We start from the raw sequence: 24,781 nt of genomic DNA, 5'->3' as shown, positions 1-24,781 counted from the left end.
CCGAACGCTTGAGGAAAGAGCTCAAATGTCGATCGACATCCTGATGCCCGCCCTGTCGCCCACCATGGAAGAGGGCACCCTCGCCAAGTGGCACGTCAAGGTCGGCGACACCGTCAAGGCCGGCGACGTCATCGCCGAGATCGAGACCGACAAGGCCACGATGGAAGTCGAAGCCGTCGATGAAGGCGTGATCGAAGCCATCCTGGTCGACGCCGGAACCGAAAACGTCAAGGTCAATGCGCTGATCGCCAAGCTGGCGGGCGAGGGCGAGAGCCCCGCGCCGGCTCCGGTCGCCGCCCCCGCCGCTGCTGCCGCTGAAGCCCCCAAGGCCGCTGCGGCTCCGGCTCCCGCCGCTGCGCCGGCCGCCCCGGCTCCGGCCGCGCCCGTGGCCGCCGACGGTTCGCGCGTCTTCGCTTCGCCGCTGGCCCGTCGCCTGGCGTCCGCCGCCAATCTCGACCTGAAGTCCATCAAGGGCTCGGGTCCGCACGGCCGCGTCGTGAAGTCGGACGTTGAAGCCGCCAAGAGCGGCGGCGCTCCGGCCGCCAAGGCCGCGCCGGCGCCCGCCGCCGCCGCTTCGGCCCCGGCCGCCGAGCCGCGCAAGGTGCAGTCGCTGGAGCAGATGGGCATCCCCGCGGGCTCCTACGATCTCGTCCCGCTGGACGGCATGCGCAAGACCATCGCGCGCCGCCTGACGGAAAGCTTCCGCGACGTGCCGCACTTCCCGCTGACGATCGACATCGAGCTGGACGGCCTGCTGGCCGCCCGTTCGAAGATCAACAGCCTCCTGGAAGGCCAGGGCGTGAAGGTGTCGGTCAACGACATCGTCATCAAGGCCGCCGCCGTGGCGCTCAAGCGCGTGCCGGAGGCCAACGCCTCCTACACGCCCGAGGGCATCGCCATGCACAAGCATGCCGACATCGCCGTGGCCGTGGCCATCGACGGCGGCCTGATCACCCCGATCATCCGCGCCGCCGAGACCAAGGGCCTGGCCCAGATCTCGGCCGAGATGAAGGACCTGGCCGCCCGGGCCAAGGCCAAGAAGCTGAAGCCCGAGGAATTCCAGGGCGGCACCTTCTCGGTCTCCAACCTCGGCATGTTCGGCATCAAGGCCTTCTCGTCGATCATCAACGAGCCGCAAGGCGCGATCATGAGCGTCGGGGCCGGCGAACAGCGCCCGGTGGTCAAGAACGGCCAGCTGGCCGTGGCCACGGTCATGACCGTGACCCTGACCTGCGATCACCGCGTGGTCGACGGCGCGGTCGGCGCCAAGTTCCTGGCGGCCTTCAAGCCGCTGATCGAAGAGCCGCTGACCCTGATCGTCTAAGGGCGCTCCCGGAATCCTCGTCCTGCGGCCAAACCGGGGACGAGGATTTCGGAAGCGGCTCGGCGAGGCCCCATCCTGGATCTTTCAGGACGGGGACGGCCCCGAGGAGAACACGCGATGTCGGTCTACGAATTCTCGGCCAAGACGCTTCAAGGCAAGGACGCCAGCCTGGCGGACTATCGCGGCCAGGTGCTGCTGATCGTCAACACCGCCAGCAAGTGCGGCCTGACCCCGCAGTACGAAGGTCTCGAAGCGCTCTACAAGGCGAACAAGGACCGCGGCCTGACCATCCTGGGCTTTCCCTGCAACCAGTTCGGGGCGCAGGAACCGGGCACGGCGGAGGAGATCGGCGGCTTCTGCTCGCTGACCTACGACGTGACCTTCCCGATGATGGCCAAGATCGACGTCAACGGCCCCTCGGCCCATCCGCTCTACGCCTGGCTGAAGAAGCAGCGGAAGGGCGTGCTGGGCACCGAGGGGATCAAGTGGAACTTCACCAAGTTCCTGATCGACCGCGACGGCAAGGTCGTCGAACGTTTCGCCCCGACCACCAAGCCTGAGGACCTCCAGGCCGCCGTCGAGGCGCTGTTATAGAATTTCCCAGGCCGGCTGGCGCCGGTCGTTCGACGCAGCCGCTCCCCCGGCGCGCGTCCAAGCTAGGGTAAGACACTATGTCCACGGAATTCGATGTCGTCGTCATCGGCGCCGGTCCGGGCGGCTACGTCGCCGCCATCCGCGCCAGCCAGCTGGGCCTGAAGACGGCGATCGTCGAGCGTGAGAACCTGGGCGGCATCTGCCTGAACTGGGGCTGCATCCCCACCAAGGCGCTGCTGAAGTCCGGCGAGATCTTCGAACAGCTGTCGCACCTCGACAGCTACGGCCTGGCCGTCGAGAAGCCGTCGTTCGACTTCACCAAGATCATCGAGCGCTCGCGCGGCGTCGCCAAGACCATGTCGGGCGGCATCGCCTTCCTGATGAAGAAGCACAAGATCGAGGTCATCGAGGGCGAGGCCAAGCTCGAGAAGGGCGCCCCCGCTCCGAAGGTCGTGATCGCGCTCAAGGCCGGCGGCAGCCGCACGGTCCAGGCCAAGAACGTCATCCTGGCCAGCGGCGCCCGCGCCCGCAACATCCCGGCGATCGGCGCCGTGTCGGACGGCGACAAGGTCTGGACCTATCGTGACGCCCTGGCGCCGAAGTCCATGCCGAAGTCGCTGGTCGTCATCGGCTCGGGCGCCATCGGCATCGAGTTCGCCAGCTTCTACCGCGCCCTGGGCGCCGAAGTGACCGTCGTCGAGGCCGTGGACCGCATCATGCCGGTCGAAGACGCCGAAGTGTCGAAGGCCGCCCAGAAGGCCTTCGAGAAGCGCGGCATCAAGTTCCGCATCGGCGCCAAGGTCACCAAGATCGACAAGACCGCCACGGGCGTGTCGGTCTCGGTCGAGGTCGGCGGCAAGGCCGAGCAACTGACCGCCGAGAAGTGCATCGTCGCCATCGGCATCGTTCCGAACACGGAAGGCGTCGAGTCGGTCGGCCTAGCGCTCGATCGCGGCCACGTGGTCACCGACAAGCACTGCAAGACCAACGTGCCTGGCCTCTACGCCATCGGCGACGTGGCCGGCGCCCCCTGGCTCGCCCACAAGGCCAGCCACGAAGGCATCCACGCGGCCGAGCACATCGCCGGCTACAAGACCCCGAACGTCCACTCGCCGATCCCGGGCTGCACCTACGCCAACCCGCAGGTCGCCTCGGTGGGCTACACCGAAGCCGCCGCCAAGGCGGCCGGCATCGAGGTCAAGGCCGGTCGTTTCCCGTTCAAGGTCAACGGCAAGGCCGTGGCCGCGGGCGAGACCGAAGGCTTCGTCAAGACGGTGTTCGACGGCAAGACCGGCGCGCTGATCGGCGCCCACATGATCGGCCACGAAGTGACTGAGATGATCCAGGGCTTCGTCACCGCGATCACCCTCGAGGCGACCGAGGAAGACCTGCACGGCATCGTCTACGCGCACCCGACCATGTCGGAAGCCATGCACGAAGCCTCTCTCGACGCCTACGGCCGCGTCCTGCACATTTAATCCGTCGTCGAACGATTTTCGCGGCGACTGTCGCGAAACTGTCGTTGAAGTGTCGCATTAGGAAGGCCCGTTCGGAGCACCCTCCGGACGGGCCTTTTCATGTCCGGAGCAACGCCGTGCGCCGATCCGTCCTGCCCCTCCTGGCCACCAGCGCCTTCGGCCTCGCCACCCCGGCCTTCGCCCAGGACGCCATCAGCGCCGACGAAGCCGCCGCCATGCGGGCCCAGATCTCGGCCCTGAAGGCCCAGATCCAGCTGATGGAGCAGAAGCTGGACGCCGCGACGGGCGCTCCCCAGCGCACGGCCGCTCCGGCCGTCCAGGCCGCGCCCCAGCCCGCGACGATCGCCGCGCCGGCGCCGTCCAAGGCTCCGCCGCCGACCGAGATCGCCTGGAAGGGCTCGCCGCAGTTCACCGCCAGCGGCGGCCGCAGCTTCAAGGCCAAGGGGCGCATCCAGACCGACGTCGGCTATGTGGGCCGCCCCGACGGCTCGACCGACCGCGGCCTGGGCTACGCCGCCGAGATGCGCCGCATCCGTCTGGGCGGGGAAGGGGGCCTTGGCGCCGGCATCGGCTACAAGCTGGAGTTGGAGCTGTCCGACAACAGCGTCGATCTGGTCGACACCTTCGTCACCTACAAGAACGGCGGCCTGCTGCTGTCGATCGGCAATCAGAACCAGTTCCAGTCCCTCGACGAGCTGACCGGCGACACCGCCGGCTCGGTCATGGAGCGGGCGGCCTTCACCGACGCCTTCAACTTCGAGCGCCGCCTGGGGATCGCCGCCCAGTACGAGAAGGCCGCCTGGCTGCTGCAGGCGGGCCTGTTCGCCGACGACATCACCGCGCTCTCCAACGACAGCGATGGCGAGACCGGCGGCGACGAGAACAACAGCTACGGCCTAGACGGCCGGCTGGTCTATGCGCCCAAGCTTGGCGACATGCAGCTGCACTTTGGCGGCTCGGCCCACTGGCGCGACCTCAAGCGGGTCGGCGACGCCGGCACGCGCTACCGCCAGCGGCCGTTCGTCCACACCAGCAACACCCGCCTGATCGGGACCTCGACCCTCGACGTCAAGGACGAGGCCCACTACGGCCTGGAGGCCGCCTTCGTGCGTGGCCGCCTGCACGGCGCGGCCGAAACCCACTGGCTGCGCAGCGACATCGCCGCTGGCCCTGACGCGGAGTTCTTTGGCGGCTATGCCGAGCTCGGCTGGTTCCTCACCGACGACACCCGCGGCTACAAGGGCGGCATCTTCGATCGCGCGAAGCCGCGGAAGCCGCTGGGCGGCGGCGGTCTCGGCGCGGTGCAGGTCAACGCCCGCTACGACTATCTCGACCTCAATGAAGGCGCGATCGTCGGCGGCCGCCAGGACGCCTGGATCGCCGCCCTGATCTGGCAGCCGGTCGAGTACCTGCGCTTCAACGTCAACTACGCCTACCTCTCGTACCAGGACGCCACGCCCCTGGCCGATGGCGACCGGGACTACGGTGTCCACGTTACCGGCGCGCGGATGGAACTGGATTTCTAGAACCGAGATCCTCCCCCTTCAGGGGGAGGTGGCCCGAAGGGCCGGAGGGGGAAGTAACTTCAGCCTCCGGCGCCTCTCAGAACGTCGAAATCACGTCCCCCTCCGTCGGCTTTGCCGACACCTCCCCCTTCAGGGGGAGGATCTGGACGTCACGGCCGCTTCCTCACCTGCGCGTCTACGCTCCATTCCCCTGGCCCGGCGAACACCAGGTACAGGAACACGAAGCAGAACAGGATCGCGGCCTCGCCGCCGTTCAGCGCCGGCCAGAAGCCCTGGCTGGCATGGGCGAGGAAGTAGGCCACGGCCATCTGGCCCGACAGGATGAAGGCCACCGGCCGGGTAAAGAGGCCCAGCACCAGAAGGCCGCCGCCGATCACCTCCAGCCAGGCGGCCGCGAGCAGCATCGGCGGCAGCGGATCGGGCGCGCCGGGCTGCGGGGCAGGAAAATGGAACAGCTTCATCAGCCCGTGCTCCATGAAGAGCAGGGCGGCGATCACCCGCAGCAGGCTCAGCACCCGCGGCGTCCATACGACCAGTCGTTCCAAGCGTGTCTCCCGTTCGCTGTCGTTCGAAGAACCGGCCGCCGCGTGAGGCGGCGACCGTAAGCTCTACTGAAACGCGGCGCCTGGACGGAAGTTCGTCAGCCGGCGGCCTCAACCATGCGCTGGATGGCGACATAGTCGGTCTTGCCGCTGCCCAGCACGGGCACCTGGGTGACCTTGAGGATCTTGCGCGGCACGGCCAGTTCCGGCGCGCCGATCGCCTGGGCGTGCGCCACCAGCGGCGCGGCGTCGGCGGTCTGGCAGTCGGTCACCAGAACGAGGCGCTCGCCCTTCTTCTTGTCGGGCATCGAGATCACGGCGTGGCGGGCGCTGGGCCACACGGCCACCGCCAGGTCCTCTGCGGCGGTCAGCGACACCATCTCGCCGCCGATCTTGGCGAAGCGCTTTACCCGGCCCTTGATGGTGATCCACTGGTCGTCGGTCATGGTGACCACGTCGCCGGTGTCGTGCCAGCCGTCTTCCGGAGCGTCGACGCCGCCGTCCTCGCGCAGGTAGCCGGCCATGATGTTGGGACCGCGCACGAAGAAGCGACCGCCTTCGGCGATGCCCTCGACGGGCTCGATGCGGGTCTCCATGCCCGGCAGCAGGCCGCCGACCGTGCCGGGGCGATTGTCGGTCGGCTTGTTGACCGCGATGACCGGCGAGGCCTCGGTGGCGCCGTAGCCTTCCAGCACCGGCACGTCGCCGAAGCGCTCCTTGATCAGGGCATGGGTCTCGTCGCGCACCTTCTCGGCGCCGCAGACGATGAACTGCAGGCCGCCCAGCTCATCGGTCTCCGAGGCGCGGGCGTACTGGTTGACGAAGGTGTCGGTGGCCAAGAGCAGCGAGGCCTTGGCGTCCTTGATCAGCGGCGGGATCTGTTTGGTGTGCAGCGGCGAGGGGTACTCGAACGCCTTCATGCCTTGCAGCAGCGGCAGGATGACCCCGCCGGTCAGGCCAAAGCAGTGGAACACCGGCAGCGGGTTGAACATCACCCAGTTCGGGTCCAGCGGGATGTGCGCGGCGATCTGGGCGGCGTTGGAAACCAGGTTGGCCTGGCTCAGCACCACGCCGCGCGGCGCGCCGAAGCTGCCCGAGGTGAACAGCACCACGCCCTTGTCCGAAGGCTTGGCGGGCGCGCGGAACTGGCGCGGGAAGGCTCCGGCGGCGGCGGCGAACAGCTTGTCGGCCAGGCCGATCGTCTTTCGCACGTCCTCCAGGTAGACGACCTTGGCCAGGTCGTCGATCGCGTCGACCACGTCGTGCAGCTTGCCCAGCTCGATGAACTTGTGGGCCGTCAGCACGTGCTTGACGTTGGCCAGCTTCACCGCGGCCTTGATGTTCCGCAGACCCGCCGTGAAGTTCAGCATGGTCGGCACGCGGCCGAAGGCGTGCAGGGCGAAGAACACCACGACCGCGCCGACGCCCGACGGCAGCAGCACGCCGACGTGTTCGCCGGGCTTGGTCATGGCCGCGACCTTGCGGCCCAGGGCGAAGCTCGCCCGGATCAGGTCGGTATAGCTGAGCGGGTTGCGGTCCTGGTCTTCCAGGATCGGCTTCTTCGCTCCGAACTTGTCCTTGGCGTCGATAAGGGCGTCGAAGAGCGCCTTCTGGCCGTCTTCCGCTTTGTAAACAACCGGCATGCCGGCGAAACCTCCCACAAAGACGGTGGTTCCGCCCTCGTTCGATTGAGACGGGACCCTAGCGGCCCCTGCGCGGTTTGCAAAGATCGGTCACGTTTCGTGAGCGAACCGCGTTCTTCATGTGGTGCGCGAGCCCTTGTGGCTCAAGGCGCGGCGGGCTTTGGGCGGCCTGCGGCGCGGATGACCGCGAGCACGGCCTCCAGCCAAGGCGCCCGAACCGAATCCCGTTCCAGGTGCAGGGCGTGGCGCCCACCCGGCAGCCGGGTCTGGCGGCAAACGGTCAGCGCCTTGCAGACGCTGTCCTGCGCGAAGGCCGGCGTGACCGTGTCGGCGTCGCCGGCCAGCATGACGACCGGCGTCCTTACGCGGGAGAGATCGCGGGCCGTCACGTCCAGCACGTCGTAGAAGGCCGCGTACTGGCCAAGGCTCGGCGCGCCCATCCGCAAGTCGGGATTGGCGGTCTGCCAGGCGTGGTTGACCACGCCGCGCACGGGATCGCTGGTCAGGCCGAGGGCGCGATCGTCGGGGCCGTCGCGTCGCCAGTCGGCGGCGCCGGGCCAGGGCTGCGACGACAAGCGAAACCGCCGGGCCCACTGCGCCGTCTCGATCAGTTGGCCCTTGGGGCGGGGCAGGGCGGACAGCTCGAAGACCGGAGCCGAAAGCACCAGCCCGTCGATCATCAGACCCTCCTCGACGGCGCGCAGGGAGACCAGACCGCCCTGGCCCTGGCCCACCAAGGTCAGCGGCAGGCGGCCGTCGGGGCGGATCACCACCTTGACCATGGCCTTGGTCGCGGTGACGTCGGGCGCGTAGCTTTCGACGTGGCCGCGATCGCGCTTGGCCGCCAGGCGCTCGGAGCCGCCCTGGCCCTGGCGCTCCAGGATCCAGACGACCACGCCCTTGGCGTTGAGGTCGCGCGCAGTCTCGAACCAGGTCTCGGCGCTCTCGCCGTAGTCGGTCAGGATCAGCACCTGGCTGGTCGCCGCGCCGTGCGGCGCCGACACGCCATAGCGCTGCACGGCGTCCTCGCCGACCTGGACATAGCCCCAGGCCCAGCCGGCGGGCGGCAGGAACCGGCGCTCCAGTCCAGGCGGCGTTCGGCTGTCGGCGAAAGGCGCGCGCGATCCCTGCTCGCCGCAGGCGAAAAGGGGCAGGGCGAGCAGCAGAACGAGAGCGAAGCGACGCATATACGCCACTCATTTCGCGCCTTTGCGCCGCATGCAAGATCGAGAGCTTGATCCGGAGGCCAAGAAGGCCGATCTAGGCCCACATGGTCACGTTGATCGACACGCTGAAGGCCCGCGGTCCCGAGGATCGCGCCGTTCGCCACCCCGAAAAGCAGAATCGCCCGGACACCCCGGTCCTGCGCAAACCCGAGTGGCTGCGCGTCCGCGCCCCCGGTTCGGGCCAGTACAACGAGACCAAGGGCATCGTGCGCGAGCACAAGCTGACCACGGTCTGCGAAGAGGCCGCCTGCCCGAACATCGGCGAGTGCTGGAGCCAGAAGCACGCGACCATGATGATCATGGGCGAGATCTGCACCCGCGCCTGCGCCTTCTGCAACGTCACCACTGGCCTTCCGACCCAGCTCGACCCCGACGAGCCGCGCCGTGTGGCCGAGGCCGTCGCCAAGATGGGCCTGAACCACGTGGTCATCACCTCGGTGGACCGCGACGACCTGATCGACGGCGGCGCCCGCCACTTCGCCGAGGTGGTCACCGCCATCCGCGCGGCGGCGCCCAAGACCACCATCGAGATCCTGACCCCCGACTTCCTGCGCAAGGACCGGGCCGAGAACGTGGTCATCGACGCCCGTCCGGACGTCTTCAACCACAACCTTGAGACCGTGCCGCGGCTCTACCTGAAGATCCGCCCCGGCGCCCGCTACTACAACTCGCTGCGCCTGCTGGAGCGGGTGAAGGAGCGCGATCCTTCCCAGTTCACCAAGTCCGGCCTGATGGTCGGTCTTGGCGAGACCAAGGAAGAGGTCATGCAGGTCATGGACGACATGCGCTCGGCCGGCGTCGACTTCATCACCATCGGCCAGTACCTGCAGCCGACCCGCAAGCACGCGGCCATCGACCGCTTCGTGACCCCGGAAGAGTTCAAGGCCTACGAGGCGATCGCCCGGGCCAAGGGCTTCCTGATGGTCTCGTCCAGTCCGCTGACCCGTTCGTCGCACCACGCCGGCGAGGACTTCGCCAAGCTGCAGGCGGCTCGCCGAGCGCTCGACGCCAAAGCCGGCTGACCCCTTGCACCGCCACGTCGTCACCCGGGTGCTGCCCTACGCGCCCGAGCAACTCTTCACGCTCGTCGGCGACGTCGAGGCCTATCCGTCCTTCGTGCCGTGGATCACGGGCATGCGGACCTGGAACGCTCACGAGAGCGGCGATGTCAGCAGCCTGGACGCCGAGGCCCAGGTCGGCTTCTCGTTCCTGCGCGAGAAGTTCGCCACGCGCGTCCGTCGGGATCGCGCTGACCTCAGCGTGACCGTCAGCCTGCTCTATGGCCCGTTCAAGCGGCTGTCGAACCAGTGGCGGTTCTCGGTTCACCCGGACGGGGCGACCATCGATTTCGTCATCGACTTCGCCTTCAAGGCCAAGCTGCTCGACGCCATGCTGGCGGCCAACATGGACCGCGCCGTCGACAAGCTGATCGCCTGCTTCGAGGCCCGCGCCGCGCAGCTCTACGGCGCCAAGGTCTAGTCGCGCTTGCTGGCGGCTTCCTCGACGCGGTCGGCGAAGTCCCCGAGATTGGCGAACAGGTTCTCCACAGCGAACACCAGGCCGAAGGTCCGCGCGGCGTCGTCGAAGGCCAGCTCTCGCGTGGCGCCCACGTCGCGCATGCCCTCGATGGCGTCCTGGAACGCCTTGTGTCCCTCGGCGAAGGCCAGGCGGTCGGGCTTGGCCGCGCCCGACAGGCTCTGAGCGACCGCGCGCAGATAGGCCGACGAGGCCGCCAGCATCGCCGCGCTGGGCGGGGCCAGGGCAGGAGCGGGCAGGGGCTCGCGCAGCGCCCGGCCGATCATCACGCAGTCGTTGCGCAGCCTCCACAGCGTGCGGGGCAGGGCGTCCGAGATCGAACGATCCGACAGCCTGCTGGCTGTCTCGCGGTCGGCCTCGGTCATCGCCGTCTGCAGCTTGGCCAGGGCCTTCAGTGTCTCGTCGTAGTGCGCGCGCGGATCCAGGTCGCTGGGCTTGGCCTCCAGCTTGGCGGCGTAGTGCGAAAGAAGGTCGGCCAGCAGGCCGGCGGCCTTCTGGCTGCTATCCACCACCGACTCGTGGGCGCGGGCTGGGAAGATCAGCAGGGTGGCGGCCACGCCCACCAGGCTGCCGACGGTGATCTCGGCCACCCGCAGGAACGCCGCCGTCAGAGGGTCCATGTGCGTGGTGGTGCCGATCAGCATGATCACCGCCGTGACCGGCGCCACCTTGAATGCTGGTCGCACCGCCGCCAGGAAGGCGAGGGAGGCCGCGCAGACCGCCAGGATCAAGCCGCCCCACTCGGGATGGCGCGTATGCAGCCAGGCCGCGCCCGCTCCGACGGCGGCGCCGACCACTGTGCCCATGAACCGCTCGATCGAGGCGGTGATGGTCGCGCCCAGGCTCGACTGCACGACGATCACCGCCGTGAACACCGCCCAATAGCCCTGCGGCAGCCGCAGCAGCGTCGCCAGGGCGTAGGCCGCCACGACCGCCGCCGAGACCCGCACCGCGTGCCGCAGCTCGCTGCGCCGCCGCGCCGCCGCGGCCAGGGCCGAACGCGAGAAGCCAGCGCCGACGAACCGCCGCCAGTCTGAAGGCGCGCTGTCTGGCATCAGCCGGCCACCGCCTCGCGCAGCAGCTCCAGCGCCGTCCGGATCGCCGCCAGCTGCACGGCCTCGCGCGGCAGCCCTTCGAAATGCTCGTGGCGATGCACGACCGAGCGGTTGGCCCGGGCCACGGCGAAGTGGACCGTGCCGACGGGCTTCATCGGCGTGCCGCCGCCAGGGCCTGCTATGCCGGTGATCGCCACGGCCAAATGGGCGTTGCTGTTGGCCAGGCCGCCTTCGGCCATCATCCGCGCCACGGGCTCGGACACCGCGCCATGGTCGGCGATCAGGTCGCCCGGCACGCCCACCTGCTCGGTCTTGGCCCGGTTGCTGTAGGTCACGAAGCCGCGCTCGAAGACGTCCGACGCGCCGGAGATCGCGCAGATCGATCCGGCCACCAGCCCGCCAGTGCAGCTTTCCACCGCCGCCAGACGCAGCTTCTTCTCGCGCGCCTCGTCGATCAGCAGCCGGGCGAGGGTTTCGATCTCGATGGGAAACATGCCGGCGACTCCTTTGCCGTGAGACTAGAGCGGCGTCTCCACCGTCGCCACCGCCTGGGCGGCCAGGCCTTCGCCGCGGCCGGTGAAGCCCATCTTCTCGGTCGTGGTCGCCTTCACGCTGACGCGGTCCAGCGGCAGGTCGAGGATCTCGGCCAGGCGCTGACGCATGGCCTCGCGGTGCGGCTTGATCTTGGGTCGCTCGCAGATCAGCGTCACGTCCACGTTGATCAGGCGGCCGCCGCGTTGGCGCACCAGGTCGACGGCGTGGATCAGGAACTTGTCCGAGGCCGCGCCCTTCCATTGCGGATCGGTCGGCGGGAAGTGGTCGCCGATGTCGCCGTCGCCGATCGCGCCGAGCACGGCGTCGGTCAGGGCGTGCAGGCCGGCGTCGGCGTCCGAATGGCCGATCAGGGTCTCGTCGTGGGCGATCTCGACGCCGCATAGCCAGACCGACTCACCCGGTCCCCAGCGGTGGGCGTCGAAACCCTGGCCGATGCGAGTGATGCGGGCCGCGCCCGCCAGCCGTTCGGCCATGGCGAAGTCCTCTGGATAGGTCAGTTTGGTCAGCAGCGGATCACCGGCCGCGATGGCGACCCTGCCGCCGTCGGCCTCGACCACCTGGGTGTCGTCGGTGGGTTCGCTCTGTCCGCTCCAGGCGGCGTAGGCGGCCAGCAGGCGGTCGCGGCGGAAGGCCTGCGGGGTCTGGGCCCGCCAGAGACCGTCGCGCGAGGTCGTGGTCGCGCCCGACTCGCCCGCGCGCTTGAGGGTGTCGGCCACCGGCAGGGCCGGCACCACGCCGTCAGCGCCGTCCAGCGCGGCGAGCACGCCATCGACAACGGCCTTGGTCAGGAACGGACGGGCGGCGTCGTGCACAAGCACAGGCTCATCGGTCGGACGGTGGGCGAGCGCGGCCAGGCCCGACCGCACCGACAGGGCGCGGGTGGCGCCGCCGGGCGCGAACCGCCAGCCTTCGAGGCCGGCCAAGGTTTCGCCCAGCATGTCCTGCATGCTTGGGTCGGTCACGATTACGAGATCAACTGCGCCGCTGGCCAGCAGGGCCTCGACCGACCAGCGCAGCACGGGTTTTCCGGCCAGATCGCGCCACTGCTTGGCCTGGCCGGGTCCGGCCCTGGTGCCGCTGCCGGCGGCGACGATGACGGCTGAGAAGGTCATGGTCCGTGTCTAACGTTGTCGTCGGACATGTCCAGCCAACGGAGGGCTTTACTGCGCTGCACAATGTGCCTAAAAACACAGCGGTGGGGATGATCATAAAATGAGCAAGCAGCTCGCAGTCGGCGCCGTCACGGTGCCCGGGCGGGTATGGATTGCGCCGATGACAGGCGTGTCCGACCTCCCGTTCAGAGAAACGGCCACGCGCCTCGGCGCATCATACGTGGCCACCGAAATGGTCGCCTGCGCGGAATTCGCGAAGGGCCGGCCCGACGTCGTCCGCCGCGCGGCCGTCGGCGAAGGCCTGCCGCTTATGGTCGTACAGCTCGTCGGCCGCGATCCGGAGTTCATGGCGCAGGGCGCCCGCCTGGCGGCTGAAGCCGGAGCGGAGATCATCGACCTGAATTTCGGCTGCCCGGCCAAGGAGGTCACCGCGGGCGCCGCTTCCGGTTCGGCCCTGATGCGCGAGCCCGACCTGGCCGAGGCCCTGGTCGCCGCCGCCGCCCGGGCCGTCGACGTGCCGGTCACCGTCAAGATGCGCCTGGGCTGGGACGACGCCAGCCGCAACGCCCCCGAGATCGCCGCCCGCGCCGAGGCGGCGGGGGCCCGCGCGATCACCGTGCACGGCCGCACCCGATGCCAGTTCTACAAGGGCGAGGCCGACTGGGCCGCCGTCGCGCCGGTCAAGCAGGCCGTCTCCGTGCCGGTGCTGGTCAACGGCGACATCACCGACGCTGACAGCGCTCGCCGCGCGCTCGAACAGTCCGGCGCCGACGGCGTCATGATCGGTCGCGGCGTCTATGGCCGCCCCTGGATCGCCCAGGCCATCGAGGCTGCGCTGGACGGTCGCGATTTCGTCGAGCCCGCCGCCGAAGAGCGCCTGGCCATCGCGCTCACCCATTTCCGCCGCAGCCTGGCCTTCTACGGCGAGCGCCAGGGACTGAAGATGTTCCGCAAACACCTGGCCTCGTACATCGAGGCCGCGCCCTGGCCCGAAACCGCCGAGGCCCGTCGGGCCGCGCGCGCCGCCCTTTGCCGGATCGAGGATCCGGCCGCCCTGGAAATCGCCCTGGCCGACCTCTGGCTCGCCGGCGGGAGGATCGCCGCATGACCGACCGCGCCCGCGTCCTCTCCGGCCCCGCGCTGGACGCCCTGAAGGCGGCCGCCTTCGAGCTCAGCCCCGAGCCGGCCCTGGTGGTCGACCGCGAGGGCGGCCTGGTGGCTGTCAACGAGGCGGCCGAGGCCCTGTTCGGCCACGGCCTGTCGCTGCTGGCTCGCGGCCGTTTCCGCGCCGCCTTGCCGCCCGGTTCGGTGCTCGTCTCGTTGATGGACCGCGCCGTGTTCGAAGGCGCGCTGGTCCGTGAGCACGGGGTGGAGGTCAATCTCTTTGGCCAGCCGCCGTTCGAGGCCGACGGCGCCGCCGTACCGCTGGGCGACGGCTCGGTGCTGCTGACCCTGCACGTGAAGGGCGCGCTGGGCGTCGAGCGCGCCGCCGACCAGGCGGGCCTGCGCTCGGTGGTGGGGCTTGGCCGCATGCTGGCCCACGAGATCAAGAACCCGCTGGCGGGCATCCGCGGCGCGGCCCAGTTGCTGAAGACCGGCGCCAGCGCCGCAGACCAGCCGCTGGCCCAGCTGATCGTCGACGAGACCGACCGCATCCGTCGCCTCGTCGATCGGATGGAGGCCTTTTCCGAGCAGGCCCCGACCCCGCGCGAGGCGGTCAACATCCACCAGGTGCTGGACCGTGTGCGTGCGCTGGTCGCCAACGGCGTCGCCGACGGCCTGCGCCTGCGCGACCACTACGACCCCTCGCTGCCGCCGGTCTGGGGCGACGAGGACCAGCTGATCCAGATCTTCCTGAACCTGGTGAAGAACGCTTCGGAAGCCGCCCACATGCGCGGCGACGGCCAGGGCGAGCTGACCATCCACACCGCCTGGCGCCCCGGCGTTCGGGTGCGCGGCGCCGACGGCAAGTCGGCCTCCAGCGCCCCGATCGAGATCCGGGTGCAGGACAACGGCCCCGGCGTTCCGCAGAGCCTGCGTGAGCACCTGTTCCAGCCCTTCGTGACCACCAAGGCCAATGGCACCGGCCTTGGCCTTGCGTTGGTCACCAAGCTCGTGACGGCCCATGGGGGCCTGATCGATTTCGAATCCGAGCCCGGCCGCACCGTGTTCCGCGTGTTGCTGCCTGTGGCGCCTGAGCCTTCCTTGGGAGACGCGTGAGTACATGAACGCCGCAAACAAGAAGATTCTGATCGCCGACGACGACTCTTCGGTCCGTCTGGTGCTCAGCCAGGCCTTCACCCGTCTCGGATACCAGGTCAGGGCCACCGGCAACGCCACCACCCTGCTCAAGTGGGTCAGCGACGGCGAGGGCGACCTAGTCGTCACCGACGTGATGATGCCCGACGAGAACGTGTTCGACGTGCTGCCGCGCATCCGCAAAGAGCGCCCCAAGCTGCCGATCATCGTGATGAGCGCGCAGAACACCCTGCTGACGGCTGTCAACGCCGCCGACGCCGGGGCCTTCGAGTACGTCTCCAAGCCCTTCGACCTCGATGACGTCACGGCTGCTGCTCGTCGCGCCCTGTCGCGTCCGGCCGACGCCGAGGCCTCCAAGGCCCAGGCCCGCGCCATGCGGGACGAGCGCCTGCCGCTGATCGGCCGCTCGGCGCCGATGCAGGAGGTCTATCGCACCATCGCCCGCCTGGTCGGGGCCGATCTTACCGTCCTGATCCTGGGCGAGAGCGGCACCGGCAAGGAGCTGGTCGCCCGGGCCCTGCACGACCTGGGTCGCCGTCGCGACGGCAAGTTCGTGGTCATCAACCTGGCCGCCGTGCCGCGCGAGCGGGTCGAGGCCGAGCTGTTCGGGCGCGGGGAGGGCGACAACGGCCGCCTCGTCGAGGCCGACGGCGGCACCCTGTTCCTGGACGAGATCGGCGACATGCCGCTCGACGCCCAGACCCGCCTGCTGCGCGTGATCGACGGCACCGAGCCGGTGATCAACCCCAAGACCGGGCGCCGTCCGAACGTGCGGATCATCGCCGCCACCAATCGCGACCTGCGCGGCCTGATCCAGCAGGGGCTCTTCCGTGAGGACCTGTTCTTCCGCCTGAACGTCGCGCCGGTGCGCCTGCCACCGCTGCGCGACAGGGCCGAGGACATTCCGGACCTGGCCCGCACCTTCCTGCTGCGCGCCAACCGCGAGGGCCTTCCGGCCAAGACCATCGACCAGAGCGCGCTCGACCGCATGAAGAGCCACTCCTGGCCGGGCAACGTGCGCGAGCTGGAGAACCTGATCCGCCGCATGTGCGCCCTCTACGCCGAGGAGCTGATCACCGCCCGCATCGTCGACCGCGAGCTGCAAGATCATGCGCCGGCGCCGCGCGCCGACGAAGGTCCAGTCACACTGGCGGCGCTGGTCGAGCGCCACCTGGCCTCGCATTTCGCCGAGCAGCCCGACGGCGTGCCGGCCGCGGGCCTCTATGACCGCGTGCTGCAGGAGGTCGAGCGTCCGCTGATCCAGCTGACCCTCTCGGCCACCCGTGGCAACCAGGTGCGGGCCGCCGAAATTCTCGGCCTGAACCGCAACACGCTGCGCAAGAAGATCCAGGATCTGGGCGTCGAGATGAGCCGCGGCCGCCGCTAGGCGATCGGCGGATCCCACTGCTGACGCTTTTTCAGCACATCGGTGTTGAGTTTAGGGCACACCCCGCCCTAAACTCGCATCGATGAGTTCGGTCCCGTCAGTCTCGGAATCGGAAGACCGCCCGCGCCGTTTCAGTCGGTCCTGGTGGCGTGAACTCTTGAGGTCACGCTACGTCCTGGGCGGCGGCTATGTGCTGGCGGCGATTCTGACGGCCACGGGCGTCGGCCTGGCCTCGTCTCCGCCGACCACGGGCCCCATCGGCCCCGCCAGCACCGCCATCCTGGTGGTCCTCGGCTTCAACCTCGCCCTGATCCTCTGCGTCGCCGCCATCGTCGGCTGGCGGCTGCTCGACCTGATCGACGCCCGCTCCAGCGACGCCGGCGCCCGCCTTCACCTGCGGTTCGTGGGCCTGTTCTCGGTCGCGGCCGTAGCGCCGGCGGTGATCGTGGCGCTGTTCTTCGGCGTGCTGGTCAACCGCGGCGTCGACGGCTGGTTCAGCAAGCGCGTGACGACCGTGGTCGAGAACTCGGCCACCGTGGCGCGGTCCTACGTCTCCGAACAGACCAGCTACATCAGCCAGCACATGGGCCCGATGGCCGCGACGCTGAACAGCGCCGCCCCGGCCATGGCCGAATCGCCGGTCGCCTTCGGCCATTTCCTGCGCACCCTGGCCGAGGACAACGGCTTCTCGTCGGCCTACATCCTCGACCGCGACGGCCGGATCCTGGCGCGGGCCGAACTGGCCGACGCCCCGCCGTTCCTGGCGCCCCCGCCGTCGAGCTTCCGCTGGACCGACACCGGCGAGATCACCTCGCAGCGCTTCGTGTCGGAGGACCTGTTTCGGGCCCTCTACAAGCTGAAGGGCTTTCCCGACGGCTACCTCTACATCGCCCGGCCGATCGACAAGGGCATCCTGGCCCACCTGATCGAGTCGGAAGAGTCGCTGATCTCCTATCGTGACGCCGCCGTGAACCGGGCCCGCATCCAGGCGATCTTCGGCCTCAGCTACGTCGAGACGGCGCTGCTGGTGCTGGTCGCGGCCGTGTGGGTCGGCATCGCCGCCGCCAACTCGATCGCCGCGCCCGTGTCCGGTCTGGTGCAGGCGGCGGGCCGCGTGTCGGCCGGCGACCTGGACGCCCGGGTCGACGCCGAGGCCGGCCCGGAGGAAATCCGCGCCTTGTCCAACGCCTTCAACATGATGACAGCGGACCTTCAGACCCAGCAGGCGGCCCTGAAGGACGCCAGCCTCGACGCCGAGTCGCGCCGACAGTTCATCGAGACCGTCCTGTCGGGCGTCAGCGCCGGGGTGATCAGCCTCGACGGCGCTGGCCGCATCTCGGCCCTGAACCGTCGCGCGGGCGAATTGCTGGCCCTTGACGAGAGCGCGGAGGGCCAGGATCTGGTCGAGGCCGCGCCGGAGTTCGGCCAGGTGCTGGAAGAGATCGGCCAGGGCCGCCCCAACGCCGAGGTCGAGATCGATGTGGTGCGCGGCGGCGAGACCCTGCGCCTGCGCGTCCGGGCCGCCGGTCACGCCGCCGAGGGCCAGGTGCTGACCTTCGACGACGTCACGCGCCTGATGGCGGCCCAGCGCAACGCCGCCTGGAAGGACGTCGCCCGCCGCATCGCCCACGAGATCAAGAACCCGCTGACGCCGATCCAGCTCTCGGCCGAGCGCATCCGCCGCAAGTACCGCAAGGACATCACCGGCGATCTCGAGACCTTCGATCGCTGCACCGACACCATCATTCGCCAGGTCGGCGACATCGGACGCATGGTTGACGAGTTCTCGGCCTTCGCCCGGATGCCCGCGCCGCGTTTCGCGCCGGCCGACCTGGCCGAACTCCTGCGCGCCGGCGTGTTCGCCCAGCGCGTGGTCGACGCCGACACCGACGTGGTCATCGACGAGCCGGGCGGCGCCGTGTGGGTCAATTGCGACGCGCGCATGGTCGGCCAGGCCCTGACCAACATCCTGAAGAACGCCGGCGAGGCGGTCGGCGCGCGGCGTCACCTGACGCCCGAGCCGCGCGGCCAGATCGATGCGACCCTGGTCTCCGACGACGAGGCGCTGTGCATCATCGTCGAGGACAACGGCGTCGGCCTGCCCGCGAAGGATCGCGACCGGCTGGCCGAACCCTATGTGACCACCCGCGAGAAGGGCACGGGCCTGGGCCTGGCCATCGTCAAGCGGATCATGGAGGACCACGGCGGCGAGCTGGTCCTCACCGACGCGCACGGCCATGCCGGCGCGCGCGTCGTCCTGAAGTTCCCGGTGTCGGCGCGGCTCGCCGCGGCGCCGACTGCCAACGGCGTAGAGGAGATGACATGAGCGCCGACGTGCTGGTGGTCGACGACGAGGTCGACATCCGCGATCTGGTGGCGGGGATCCTGGAGGACGAAGGCTACGCCGTGCGCACGGCAGCCGACGCCGACCAGGCCCTGGCCGCCCTGCGCGCCCGCAAGCCCGCCCTGCTGGTCCTCGACATCTGGATGCAGGGCGGAGGCATGGACGGGCTGGAACTGCTCGACATGGTCAAGACGCTCGACGCCGACCTGCCGGTGATCATGATCTCGGGCCACGGCAACATCGAGACGGCCGTCAGCGCCATCAAGCGCGGCGCTTACGAGTTCCTGGAGAAGCCGTTCAAGTCCGACCGGCTGCTGCTGGTGGTCGAGCGCGCCCTGGAGGCGGCCAACCTCAAGCGCGAGAACCGCCGCCTGCGGGCCCAGAGCTTCGCCTCCGACGGCCTGATGGGCAAGTCGCAGGCCGCCCAGGCCCTGCGTCAGATGATCGCCAAGGTCGCCCCGGCCAACAGCCGCGTGCTGGTCGCCGGCCCGCCCGGCTCTGGCAAGGAGCTGGTCGCCCGCCTGATCCACAGCGCCAGCGCCCGCACCAAAGCCGAGTTCGTGGCCGTCAGCTCGGCCGGCATGGCCCCCGAACGCCTCGACGTCGAGCTGTTCGGCGAGGAAGGCGAGGGCGGTCGCCCGCGCAAGATCGGCGTGTTCGAGCGCGCCCACGGCGGCACCCTCTATCTCGACGAAGTGGCCGACATGCCGCGCGAAACCCAGAGCCGCATCCTGCGGGTGCTGGTCGAGCAGCGCTTCCGCCGCGTAGGCGGCGACAGCGACGTCCAGGTCGACGTGCGGGTGATCTCGTCCACCTCGCGCGACCTGCGCGAGGAGATCGCCGCCGGCCGCTTCCGCGAGGACCTGTTCCACCGCCTCAACGTGGTGCCGGTGCGCGTGCCGGGCCTGGCCGAGCGGCGCGAGGACATCCCCGAACTGATCAGCTACTTCATCGAGCGGATCAGCGAGGCCACCGGCATGCAGCGTCGCCGCCTGGGCGAGGACGCCCTGGCGACCCTGCAGGTCCAGGCCTGGCCGGGCAACGTCCGCCAGCTGCGCAACAACGTCGAGCGGATGCTGATCCTGGCCGCGGGCGAGCCCGGCGACCTGATCACCGCCGAGATGCTGAACGCCTCCGAACAGCCGGCCAGCGGCGGTTCGGGCGCGATCGGCGCCGAGCGGATCATCGCCCTGCCGCTGCGCGAGGCCCGCGAGCTGTTCGAGCGCGAGTACCTCAACGCCCAGATCCTGCGGTTCGGCGGCAACATCTCGCGCACGGCCAACTTCATCGGCATGGAGCGCTCGGCCCTGCACCGCAAGCTGAAGTCCCTGGGCGTGGCCGGCGGCCGCGGCGAGGAAGAAGAGTAAGGACTCCGATGTCGCGTTTCGCTTACGTCAACGGCCGCTTCGTGCGTCACGGCCAGGCCGCCGTGCACATCGAGGACCGCGGCTACCAACTGGCCGACGGGGTCTACGAGGTGTGGGCCGTGTTCGACGGCAAGCTGGCCGACGCGCAAGGCCACTTCGCCCGCCTGTGGCGCAGCCTCGACGAACTGCGCATCGCCCACCCGATGAGCGAGGCGGCCTTGACCGTCGTGCTGCGCGAAGCCATCCGCCGCAATCACGTGCGCGAAGGCCTCGTCTACCTGCAGGTCAGCCGAGGCGTCGCCAAGCGTGACCACGCTTTCCCGAATCCGGCCGTGCCGCCGGCGGTCGTCATCACCGCCCGCTCGGTCGATCGCGCCGCCATCGAGGCCAAGGCCGCCAAGGGCTCGGCCGTGATCACCGTGCCGGAGAACCGCTGGGGCCGCTGCGACATCAAGACCATCGGACTTCTGCCGAATGCGCTGGCCAAGCAGGCCGCCCGCGAGCGCGGCGCGATCGAGGCCTGGTTCGTCGACGACCTGGGCCTGGTCACCGAAGGCGCCTCGTCCAACGCCTGGATCGTCGACGCCGAGGGCCGCCTGCGGACTCGCGACACTCAGGCCAACATCCTGCGCGGCGTCACGCGCCTGACGCTGCTGGACGTGATCGCCGAGGCCGGCTTGCCGGTGGCCGAGCAGCCATTCACGGTCGAGGAGGCCAAGGCCGCCAGGGAAGCCTTCATCACGGGGGCCGGCAGCCTGGTGACCCCGATCACCAGCATTGACGGCGTCAAGATCGGCGATGGCGTCGTTGGACCGGTGGCGAGCCGCCTGCGGGCTCTCTATATCGAGCGGGCGCGAGCGGGAGCGATCTAGGATCGCTCACCGCCCTGCGTGCATTTTCTCGCCGGAAAGTCATATCAAACGGCGAAAAATGCTCTAGCATGAGCTTGTTTGTGTGGAGGGCGTTCTGCCTTCCGATTTCAACGAGAGGGGAATCCCCAATGTCCGCCGACAAGAAACAGAATCTTCAGGACACCTTCCTGAACAGCGTGCGCAAGTCCAAGACGCCGCTCACCATCTTCCTGGTCAACGGCGTCAAGCTGCAGGGCGTGGTCAGCTGGTTCGACAACTTCTGCGTCCTGCTGCGCCGCGACGGCCAGTCTCAACTGGTCTACAAGCACGCCATCTCGACGATCATGCCGGCTCAGCCCGTTCAGCTGTACGAGCCGAGCGCCGATCAAGACGACTAAGTCCAAGGCTCTTTTGTCAAAATCTACTTCTAAGTCCCCCGATGGACTTATCGATCACGCCGACCCGATCCTTCGGGCCTTCGTGATCCATCCGGTGCGGCCTGCTCGCGGGCAGGCCGCTCTGGAGGCGCGCGATCCCAAGGCGCGCCTCGAAGAGGCCGTCGGCCTCGCCGTCGCCCTCGATCTCGACGTCGTCGAAACGGCCATCGCGCCGCTTCGGGCCGTCACGCCCGCCACCCTGTTCGGCAGCGGCAAGATCCAAGAGTTCAAGGCCGTCTGCGAGGTCGAGGAGATCGACGTCGCCGTGTTCGACGACCAGCTCACCCCCGTCCAGCAACGCAATCTCGAGCGCGGCCTGGGCGTCAAGGTGGTGGACCGCACCGGCCTGATCCTCGAGATCTTCGCCCGCCGCGCCCGCACCCGTGAAGGCAAGCTGCAGGTCGAGCTCGCGCGGCTCGACTACGAGCGCTCGCGCCTCGTGCGCACCTGGACCCACCTGGAACGCCAGCGGGGCGGCACCGGCTCGACCGGCGGTCCCGGCGAAACCCAGATCGAGCTCGACCGGCGCCTGATCGCCGGCACGATCGGCAAGCTCAAGCGCGAGCTGGAGGAGGTGCGGCGCACCCGTACCCTTCACCGCAGCGCCCGCAAGAAGGTCCCGTACCCGACTGTGGCGCTGGTGGGCTACACCAACGCCGGCAAGTCGACACTGTTCAACCGCCTGACCAACGCCGAGGTCGTGGCCCAGGACATGTTGTTCGCCACGCTCGACCCGACGCTGCGGACGGTGAAGCTGCCCGATGGTCGCCCGGCCATCCTGTCGGACACCGTGGGCTTCATCTCCGACCTGCCGCACGAGCTGGTCGAGGCCTTCCGCGCCACCCTTGAGGAGGTGCAGGAAGCCGATGTGGTGCTGCATGTCCGCGACGTGGCGAATCCCGACACCGACGCCCAGGCGCGCGACGTCCAGGCGGTGCTGTCCGAACTGAAGGTCACCGCCGACGAGGGTAAGACCGTCGTCGAGGTCTGGAACAAGATCGACCTGGTCGAGGGCGAGGAACGCGAGATCCTGGAGGGCCGCGCGAAACGGTCCGACGCCTCGCCGGTCTCCGCCGTCACGGGCGAGGGCTGCGCCGAGCTGCTCAAGCGTGTCGGCGGCCTGATCGACGACACCCCGCCGATGGCCCTGCGCCTTGGCCCTGCCGACGGCGAGGCCCTGGCCTGGATCTATCGCAACGGCCGCGTGGTCGAACGCGAGGACACGGAGGACGGCGAGGTCCGTCTCGTCGCCCGCATGGATCCGCAGGCCCTGGGCCGCTTCGAGCGGCAGTTTCCCACCGTCTGGGTGATGCCGATCGGCGAATGAACGAGCCCCTCTCCCTTCGGGGAGAGGGGGCCAGCTAGTGCAGCTTCAACCGTCCCGCCACGCGCTGCTGCAGCAGTCTGGCCAGTGCGAGTGTGGCGGTCTTGCTGACGCCGAGTATGGCCTTGTGGTGGGCCAGGTGCAGCGACACGTAGAACCACTTGGCCACCAGCCCCTCGATGAAGAAGTTGGGACCGCCGAGCCCGCCCATCAGGGCGCCGACGCCCTTGTTCTCGCCAAGCGACACCAGCGAGCCGAAGTCCTTGTAGACATAGGGTTCTTCCACCCGCGCCTGGCGCAGCCGGGCCAGCAGCACCTTGGCTAGGTAGCTGGCCTGCTGGTGGGCGGCCTGGGCGCGGGCGGGCACCAGCTTGCCGTCCTTCCATGGGCAGGCGGCGCAGTCGCCCAGGGCCCAGATGCCTGGCGCGGAGGTCTCCAGGTGGTCGTCGACCACGAACTGGTTGAGGCGGTTGGTTTCCAGGCCAAGCTCGACATTGCTGTCTGCGGCCTTCACGCCGGCGGCCCAGACGATCAGGTCGGCGGGGACGTCGCCGACGCTGGTCTCCAGTCGGTCGGGGTGGACGGCGATGACCTTGGCGCCGGTCCGCACGCGAACGCCCTTGCGCTCCAGCGCCACGGTCGCCTGGGCCGAAGTCTTTTCGGGCAGGCCGCCGAGAATGCGCGGGGCGGCCTCGACGATGGTGATGTCGAGGCGGAAGCGCTGTTCGACGCCCAGGCTTTCCAGCAACTCGCGATGGGCCTCCAGCAGTTCAGCCGACAGCTCCACGCCCGTGGCGCCGCCGCCGACGATCGCCACGCCCATGGTGCGCTCGGGCGCGAACGAGGCCTTCATGAATGCGGCCAGCAGGCGGGTGTGGAAGGCCTCGGCGTCTTCCGTCCGTTCCAGCAGGTGGGCGGTCTCGGCGCCCGGCGTGCCGAACAGGTTGGAGCCGCTGCCGATGGCGATCACGCCCCAGGTGAAGGTGATCGACCGCTCGGGCACCAGCGTCGCGCCGTCCTTGGTGGTGATGGCTTTCAGCGTGAGGCGCTTGGCGACCGGATCGAGCCCCGACAGCTCGCCCAGGTGAAAGCTGAAGTGGTTGGCCCGGCCGAGGATGGGATAGGAGAGCCCCTCCTGGTGCACGTCCAGCGTGCCGGCGGCGACCTCGTGCAGACTCGGCTTCCAGATGTGAAAGCCTGAGCGGTCGATCAGCAGGATCCTCTCCTTGCCCGCGCGACGGCCGAGCTTGCGGCCCAGCTGCGCCGCGAGCTCCAGTCCGCCGGCGCCGCCGCCGACGATCACGATGTCGTAGTGCATGGCCGGCGATCTCCGCTGATAGCGATACCTGCGGTCTTAGAACTTTGCGGCGGGGCTGTCTCGCAGTTGCGAAGGTGGGCAGAGCTCCTGGGGCGGATTTATTGTCAGCGCCTCCTCAGTTGCTTCCCGAGGCCTTGCGCCTAGGGCGCATAACAAAAAGCCCGCCCTCGTCGCCGAGAGCGGGCTTCCTGAATTCCAGAGCCTTCCGAATCCTACGGGATCGGATTGGCCTCGAGGCGCTTGTCGATATAGCCGCCGACCGTCTGCTCGACGAAGGGCAGGTGCTCGGCCCAGAAATGGGTGGCCTTGTCGATGACTTCGTAGTCGATGACGATGCCCTTCTGCGTGCGCAGCTTGGAAACGACCCGCTCGACCTCGACGGGCGGGACGACGGTGTCGGCGCCGCCGGTCAGGATCAGGCCCGAGGCCGGGCAGGGGGCCAGGAAGCTGAAGTCGTACATGTTGGTCGGCGGCGACACCGAGATGAAGCCGTCGGTTTCCGGACGACGCATCAACAGCTGCATGCCGATATAGGCGCCGAAGCTGTAGCCGGCGACCCAGGTCTGGGCGGCGGCGGGGTTGTTGGCCTGCAGCCAGTCCAGGGCAGTGGCCGCGTCGGCCAGCTCGCCGATACCGCTGTCGAATTCGCCCTGGCTGCGGCCGACGCCGCGGAAATTGAAGCGCAGGGTCGCGAAACCGCGCTTCATGAACAGGTGATACAGCTGCACCGACACCGGGTGGTTCATGTGGCCGCCGGCCTTGGGGTGCGGGTGCAGGATCAGCGCGATGGGCGCGTTGTCGGTCTTGCCCGGCGAATAGCGACCTTCGATACGGCCCGCGGCGCCAGTCAAAATAACGTCAGGCATTCAGATCCCCGTCACGAGTTGGGGCGTCGGGGGCCGC

The 24,781-nt window shown here is 69.2% G+C and carries 22 protein-coding genes; 14 read left to right on the top strand and 8 right to left on the bottom strand.

The features are described from left to right. Positions 1 to 25: 25 nt before the first annotated feature. From DDF62_RS23500 to DDF62_RS23485, 4 genes are all read left to right on the top strand, one after another. On the top strand, positions 26 to 1,324 hold the full coding sequence (locus DDF62_RS23500; RefSeq protein ID WP_116491359.1) for a pyruvate dehydrogenase complex dihydrolipoamide acetyltransferase: 1,299 nt from the start codon (positions 26 to 28) through the stop codon (positions 1,322 to 1,324). A gap of 117 nt (positions 1,325 to 1,441) precedes the next feature. Next, positions 1,442 to 1,918: a glutathione peroxidase gene (locus DDF62_RS23495; RefSeq protein WP_116491358.1), complete on the top strand. Its 477-nt coding sequence runs from the start codon at positions 1,442 to 1,444 to the stop codon at positions 1,916 to 1,918. A gap of 77 nt (positions 1,919 to 1,995) precedes the next feature. Then, on the top strand, positions 1,996 to 3,396 hold the full coding sequence (gene lpdA / locus DDF62_RS23490; protein ID WP_116491357.1) for a dihydrolipoyl dehydrogenase: 1,401 nt from the start codon (positions 1,996 to 1,998) through the stop codon (positions 3,394 to 3,396). 116 nt (positions 3,397 to 3,512) lie between these two features. Beyond that, positions 3,513 to 4,922: a porin gene (locus tag DDF62_RS23485; RefSeq protein ID WP_341871583.1), complete on the top strand. Its 1,410-nt coding sequence runs from the start codon at positions 3,513 to 3,515 to the stop codon at positions 4,920 to 4,922. A 149-nt stretch (positions 4,923 to 5,071) separates the two neighbouring features. Here DDF62_RS23485 and DDF62_RS23480 read toward each other — a convergent pair whose 3' ends face one another. The 3 genes from DDF62_RS23480 to DDF62_RS23470 form a co-directional block, all read right to left on the bottom strand. Next, positions 5,072 to 5,467: a DoxX family protein gene (locus DDF62_RS23480; RefSeq protein ID WP_116491356.1), complete on the bottom strand. Its 396-nt coding sequence runs from the start codon at positions 5,465 to 5,467 to the stop codon at positions 5,072 to 5,074. A 95-nt stretch (positions 5,468 to 5,562) separates the two neighbouring features. Next, positions 5,563 to 7,107, bottom strand: a complete 1,545-nt coding sequence (locus tag DDF62_RS23475; protein WP_116491355.1) for an AMP-binding protein — start codon at positions 7,105 to 7,107, stop codon at positions 5,563 to 5,565. Positions 7,108 to 7,250: 143 nt separating this feature from the next. Further along, positions 7,251 to 8,294, bottom strand: a complete 1,044-nt coding sequence (locus tag DDF62_RS23470; protein ID WP_116491354.1) for an alpha/beta fold hydrolase — start codon at positions 8,292 to 8,294, stop codon at positions 7,251 to 7,253. Between the two features lie 83 nt (positions 8,295 to 8,377). Between DDF62_RS23470 and lipA the strand changes: the two genes are divergently transcribed. Then, a complete protein-coding gene (gene lipA / locus DDF62_RS23465) occupies positions 8,378 to 9,355 on the top strand; it encodes a lipoyl synthase (RefSeq protein ID WP_101717885.1) in 978 nt (325 codons plus the stop codon). Positions 9,356 to 9,359: 4 nt separating this feature from the next. After that, a complete protein-coding gene (locus DDF62_RS23460; RefSeq protein ID WP_116491353.1) occupies positions 9,360 to 9,812 on the top strand; it encodes a type II toxin-antitoxin system RatA family toxin in 453 nt (150 codons plus the stop codon). Here the strand turns inward: DDF62_RS23460 and DDF62_RS23455 are convergent. The 3 genes from DDF62_RS23455 to DDF62_RS23445 are packed head-to-tail and all read right to left on the bottom strand — an operon-like array spanning position 9,809 to position 12,591. Continuing rightward, positions 9,809 to 10,924 carry an FUSC family protein gene (locus DDF62_RS23455; protein ID WP_116491352.1) on the bottom strand — a complete coding sequence of 372 codons (1,116 nt, stop codon included), beginning with the start codon at positions 10,922 to 10,924 and terminating at the stop codon, positions 9,809 to 9,811. The genes DDF62_RS23460 and DDF62_RS23455 overlap by 4 nt on opposite strands. Continuing rightward, on the bottom strand, positions 10,924 to 11,418 hold the full coding sequence (locus DDF62_RS23450; RefSeq protein WP_116491351.1) for a CinA family protein: 495 nt from the start codon (positions 11,416 to 11,418) through the stop codon (positions 10,924 to 10,926). Before DDF62_RS23450 ends, DDF62_RS23455 begins: the two co-directional genes overlap by 1 nt. Before the next feature lie 24 nt (positions 11,419 to 11,442). Next, positions 11,443 to 12,591: a bifunctional 2-C-methyl-D-erythritol 4-phosphate cytidylyltransferase/2-C-methyl-D-erythritol 2,4-cyclodiphosphate synthase gene (locus DDF62_RS23445; RefSeq protein WP_116491350.1), complete on the bottom strand. Its 1,149-nt coding sequence runs from the start codon at positions 12,589 to 12,591 to the stop codon at positions 11,443 to 11,445. A gap of 100 nt (positions 12,592 to 12,691) precedes the next feature. Between DDF62_RS23445 and dusB the strand changes: the two genes are divergently transcribed. The 8 genes from dusB (at position 12,692) to hflX (ending at position 22,563) form a co-directional block, all read left to right on the top strand. Further along, positions 12,692 to 13,699, top strand: coding sequence for a tRNA dihydrouridine synthase DusB (gene dusB / locus DDF62_RS23440; RefSeq protein WP_116491349.1), 1,008 nt, complete (start codon positions 12,692 to 12,694; stop codon positions 13,697 to 13,699). Further along, positions 13,696 to 14,811 (top strand): two-component system sensor histidine kinase NtrB, encoded by a 1,116-nt coding sequence (locus tag DDF62_RS23435; protein ID WP_116491348.1) that lies wholly within the window; start codon positions 13,696 to 13,698, stop codon positions 14,809 to 14,811. Before dusB ends, DDF62_RS23435 begins: the two co-directional genes overlap by 4 nt. A 4-nt stretch (positions 14,812 to 14,815) precedes the next feature. Next, positions 14,816 to 16,237: a sigma 54-interacting transcriptional regulator gene (locus DDF62_RS23430; RefSeq protein WP_058348895.1), complete on the top strand. Its 1,422-nt coding sequence runs from the start codon at positions 14,816 to 14,818 to the stop codon at positions 16,235 to 16,237. Positions 16,238 to 16,319: 82 nt separating this feature from the next. Then, positions 16,320 to 18,563 carry a sensor histidine kinase NtrY-like gene (locus DDF62_RS23425; RefSeq protein WP_116491347.1) on the top strand — a complete coding sequence of 748 codons (2,244 nt, stop codon included), beginning with the start codon at positions 16,320 to 16,322 and terminating at the stop codon, positions 18,561 to 18,563. Next, entirely contained in the window at positions 18,560 to 19,948 is a 1,389-nt protein-coding gene (gene ntrX, locus DDF62_RS23420; RefSeq protein WP_116491346.1) for a nitrogen assimilation response regulator NtrX, read from the top strand. Before DDF62_RS23425 ends, ntrX begins: the two co-directional genes overlap by 4 nt. Before the next feature lie 8 nt (positions 19,949 to 19,956). Further along, positions 19,957 to 20,820, top strand: coding sequence for a D-amino-acid transaminase (locus tag DDF62_RS23415; RefSeq protein WP_116491345.1), 864 nt, complete (start codon positions 19,957 to 19,959; stop codon positions 20,818 to 20,820). A gap of 128 nt (positions 20,821 to 20,948) precedes the next feature. Beyond that, complete coding sequence (gene hfq / locus DDF62_RS23410) at positions 20,949 to 21,197, top strand: RNA chaperone Hfq (RefSeq protein ID WP_058348899.1); 249 nt, start codon at positions 20,949 to 20,951, stop codon at positions 21,195 to 21,197. Positions 21,198 to 21,210: 13 nt separating this feature from the next. Further along, positions 21,211 to 22,563 carry a GTPase HflX gene (hflX, locus tag DDF62_RS23405; protein ID WP_116491344.1) on the top strand — a complete coding sequence of 451 codons (1,353 nt, stop codon included), beginning with the start codon at positions 21,211 to 21,213 and terminating at the stop codon, positions 22,561 to 22,563. Between the two features lie 34 nt (positions 22,564 to 22,597). On the opposite strand, the gene DDF62_RS23400 is transcribed toward hflX, so the two are convergent. Further along, positions 22,598 to 23,878 (bottom strand): NAD(P)/FAD-dependent oxidoreductase, encoded by a 1,281-nt coding sequence (locus DDF62_RS23400; RefSeq protein ID WP_116491343.1) that lies wholly within the window; start codon positions 23,876 to 23,878, stop codon positions 22,598 to 22,600. Positions 23,879 to 24,090: 212 nt separating this feature from the next. Then, the gene (locus DDF62_RS23395) at positions 24,091 to 24,744 is read right to left on the bottom strand and encodes an alpha/beta hydrolase (RefSeq protein ID WP_101717897.1); all 654 of its coding nucleotides are present in this window, start codon (positions 24,742 to 24,744) and stop codon (positions 24,091 to 24,093) included. Positions 24,745 to 24,781 lie beyond the last annotated feature (37 nt).

The sequence above is a fragment of the Caulobacter radicis genome, from assembly GCF_003094615.1.
In the GTDB taxonomy this organism is placed as follows: domain Bacteria; phylum Pseudomonadota; class Alphaproteobacteria; order Caulobacterales; family Caulobacteraceae; genus Caulobacter; species Caulobacter radicis.
The sequence above is the reverse complement of the archived record's forward strand: the minus strand, read 5'-3'. Positions and strand labels throughout refer to the sequence as shown.

What these genes read in the sequence shown, in the direction of transcription:
- DDF62_RS23500 (WP_116491359.1), top strand. Translation starts at nt 26, where the DNA reads ATGTCGATCGACATCCTGATGCCCGCCCTGTCGCCCACCATGGAAGAG.
- ntrX (WP_116491346.1), top strand. Translation starts at nt 18,560, where the DNA reads ATGAGCGCCGACGTGCTGGTGGTCGACGACGAGGTCGACATCCGCGAT.
- DDF62_RS23435 (WP_116491348.1), top strand. Translation starts at nt 13,696, where the DNA reads ATGACCGACCGCGCCCGCGTCCTCTCCGGCCCCGCGCTGGACGCCCTG.
- DDF62_RS23475 (WP_116491355.1), bottom strand. Translation starts at nt 7,107, where the DNA reads ATGCCGGTTGTTTACAAAGCGGAAGACGGCCAGAAGGCGCTCTTCGAC.
- DDF62_RS23450 (WP_116491351.1), bottom strand. Translation starts at nt 11,418, where the DNA reads ATGTTTCCCATCGAGATCGAAACCCTCGCCCGGCTGCTGATCGACGAG.
- lpdA (WP_116491357.1), top strand. Translation starts at nt 1,996, where the DNA reads ATGTCCACGGAATTCGATGTCGTCGTCATCGGCGCCGGTCCGGGCGGC.
- DDF62_RS23400 (WP_116491343.1), bottom strand. Translation starts at nt 23,878, where the DNA reads ATGCACTACGACATCGTGATCGTCGGCGGCGGCGCCGGCGGACTGGAG.
- dusB (WP_116491349.1), top strand. Translation starts at nt 12,692, where the DNA reads ATGAGCAAGCAGCTCGCAGTCGGCGCCGTCACGGTGCCCGGGCGGGTA.
- DDF62_RS23470 (WP_116491354.1), bottom strand. Translation starts at nt 8,294, where the DNA reads ATGCGTCGCTTCGCTCTCGTTCTGCTGCTCGCCCTGCCCCTTTTCGCC.
- lipA (WP_101717885.1), top strand. Translation starts at nt 8,378, where the DNA reads ATGGTCACGTTGATCGACACGCTGAAGGCCCGCGGTCCCGAGGATCGC.
- DDF62_RS23395 (WP_101717897.1), bottom strand. Translation starts at nt 24,744, where the DNA reads ATGCCTGACGTTATTTTGACTGGCGCCGCGGGCCGTATCGAAGGTCGC.
- DDF62_RS23445 (WP_116491350.1), bottom strand. Translation starts at nt 12,591, where the DNA reads ATGACCTTCTCAGCCGTCATCGTCGCCGCCGGCAGCGGCACCAGGGCC.
- DDF62_RS23415 (WP_116491345.1), top strand. Translation starts at nt 19,957, where the DNA reads ATGTCGCGTTTCGCTTACGTCAACGGCCGCTTCGTGCGTCACGGCCAG.
- DDF62_RS23430 (WP_058348895.1), top strand. Translation starts at nt 14,816, where the DNA reads ATGAACGCCGCAAACAAGAAGATTCTGATCGCCGACGACGACTCTTCG.
- DDF62_RS23495 (WP_116491358.1), top strand. Translation starts at nt 1,442, where the DNA reads ATGTCGGTCTACGAATTCTCGGCCAAGACGCTTCAAGGCAAGGACGCC.
- hfq (WP_058348899.1), top strand. Translation starts at nt 20,949, where the DNA reads ATGTCCGCCGACAAGAAACAGAATCTTCAGGACACCTTCCTGAACAGC.
- DDF62_RS23425 (WP_116491347.1), top strand. Translation starts at nt 16,320, where the DNA reads ATGAGTTCGGTCCCGTCAGTCTCGGAATCGGAAGACCGCCCGCGCCGT.
- DDF62_RS23455 (WP_116491352.1), bottom strand. Translation starts at nt 10,924, where the DNA reads ATGCCAGACAGCGCGCCTTCAGACTGGCGGCGGTTCGTCGGCGCTGGC.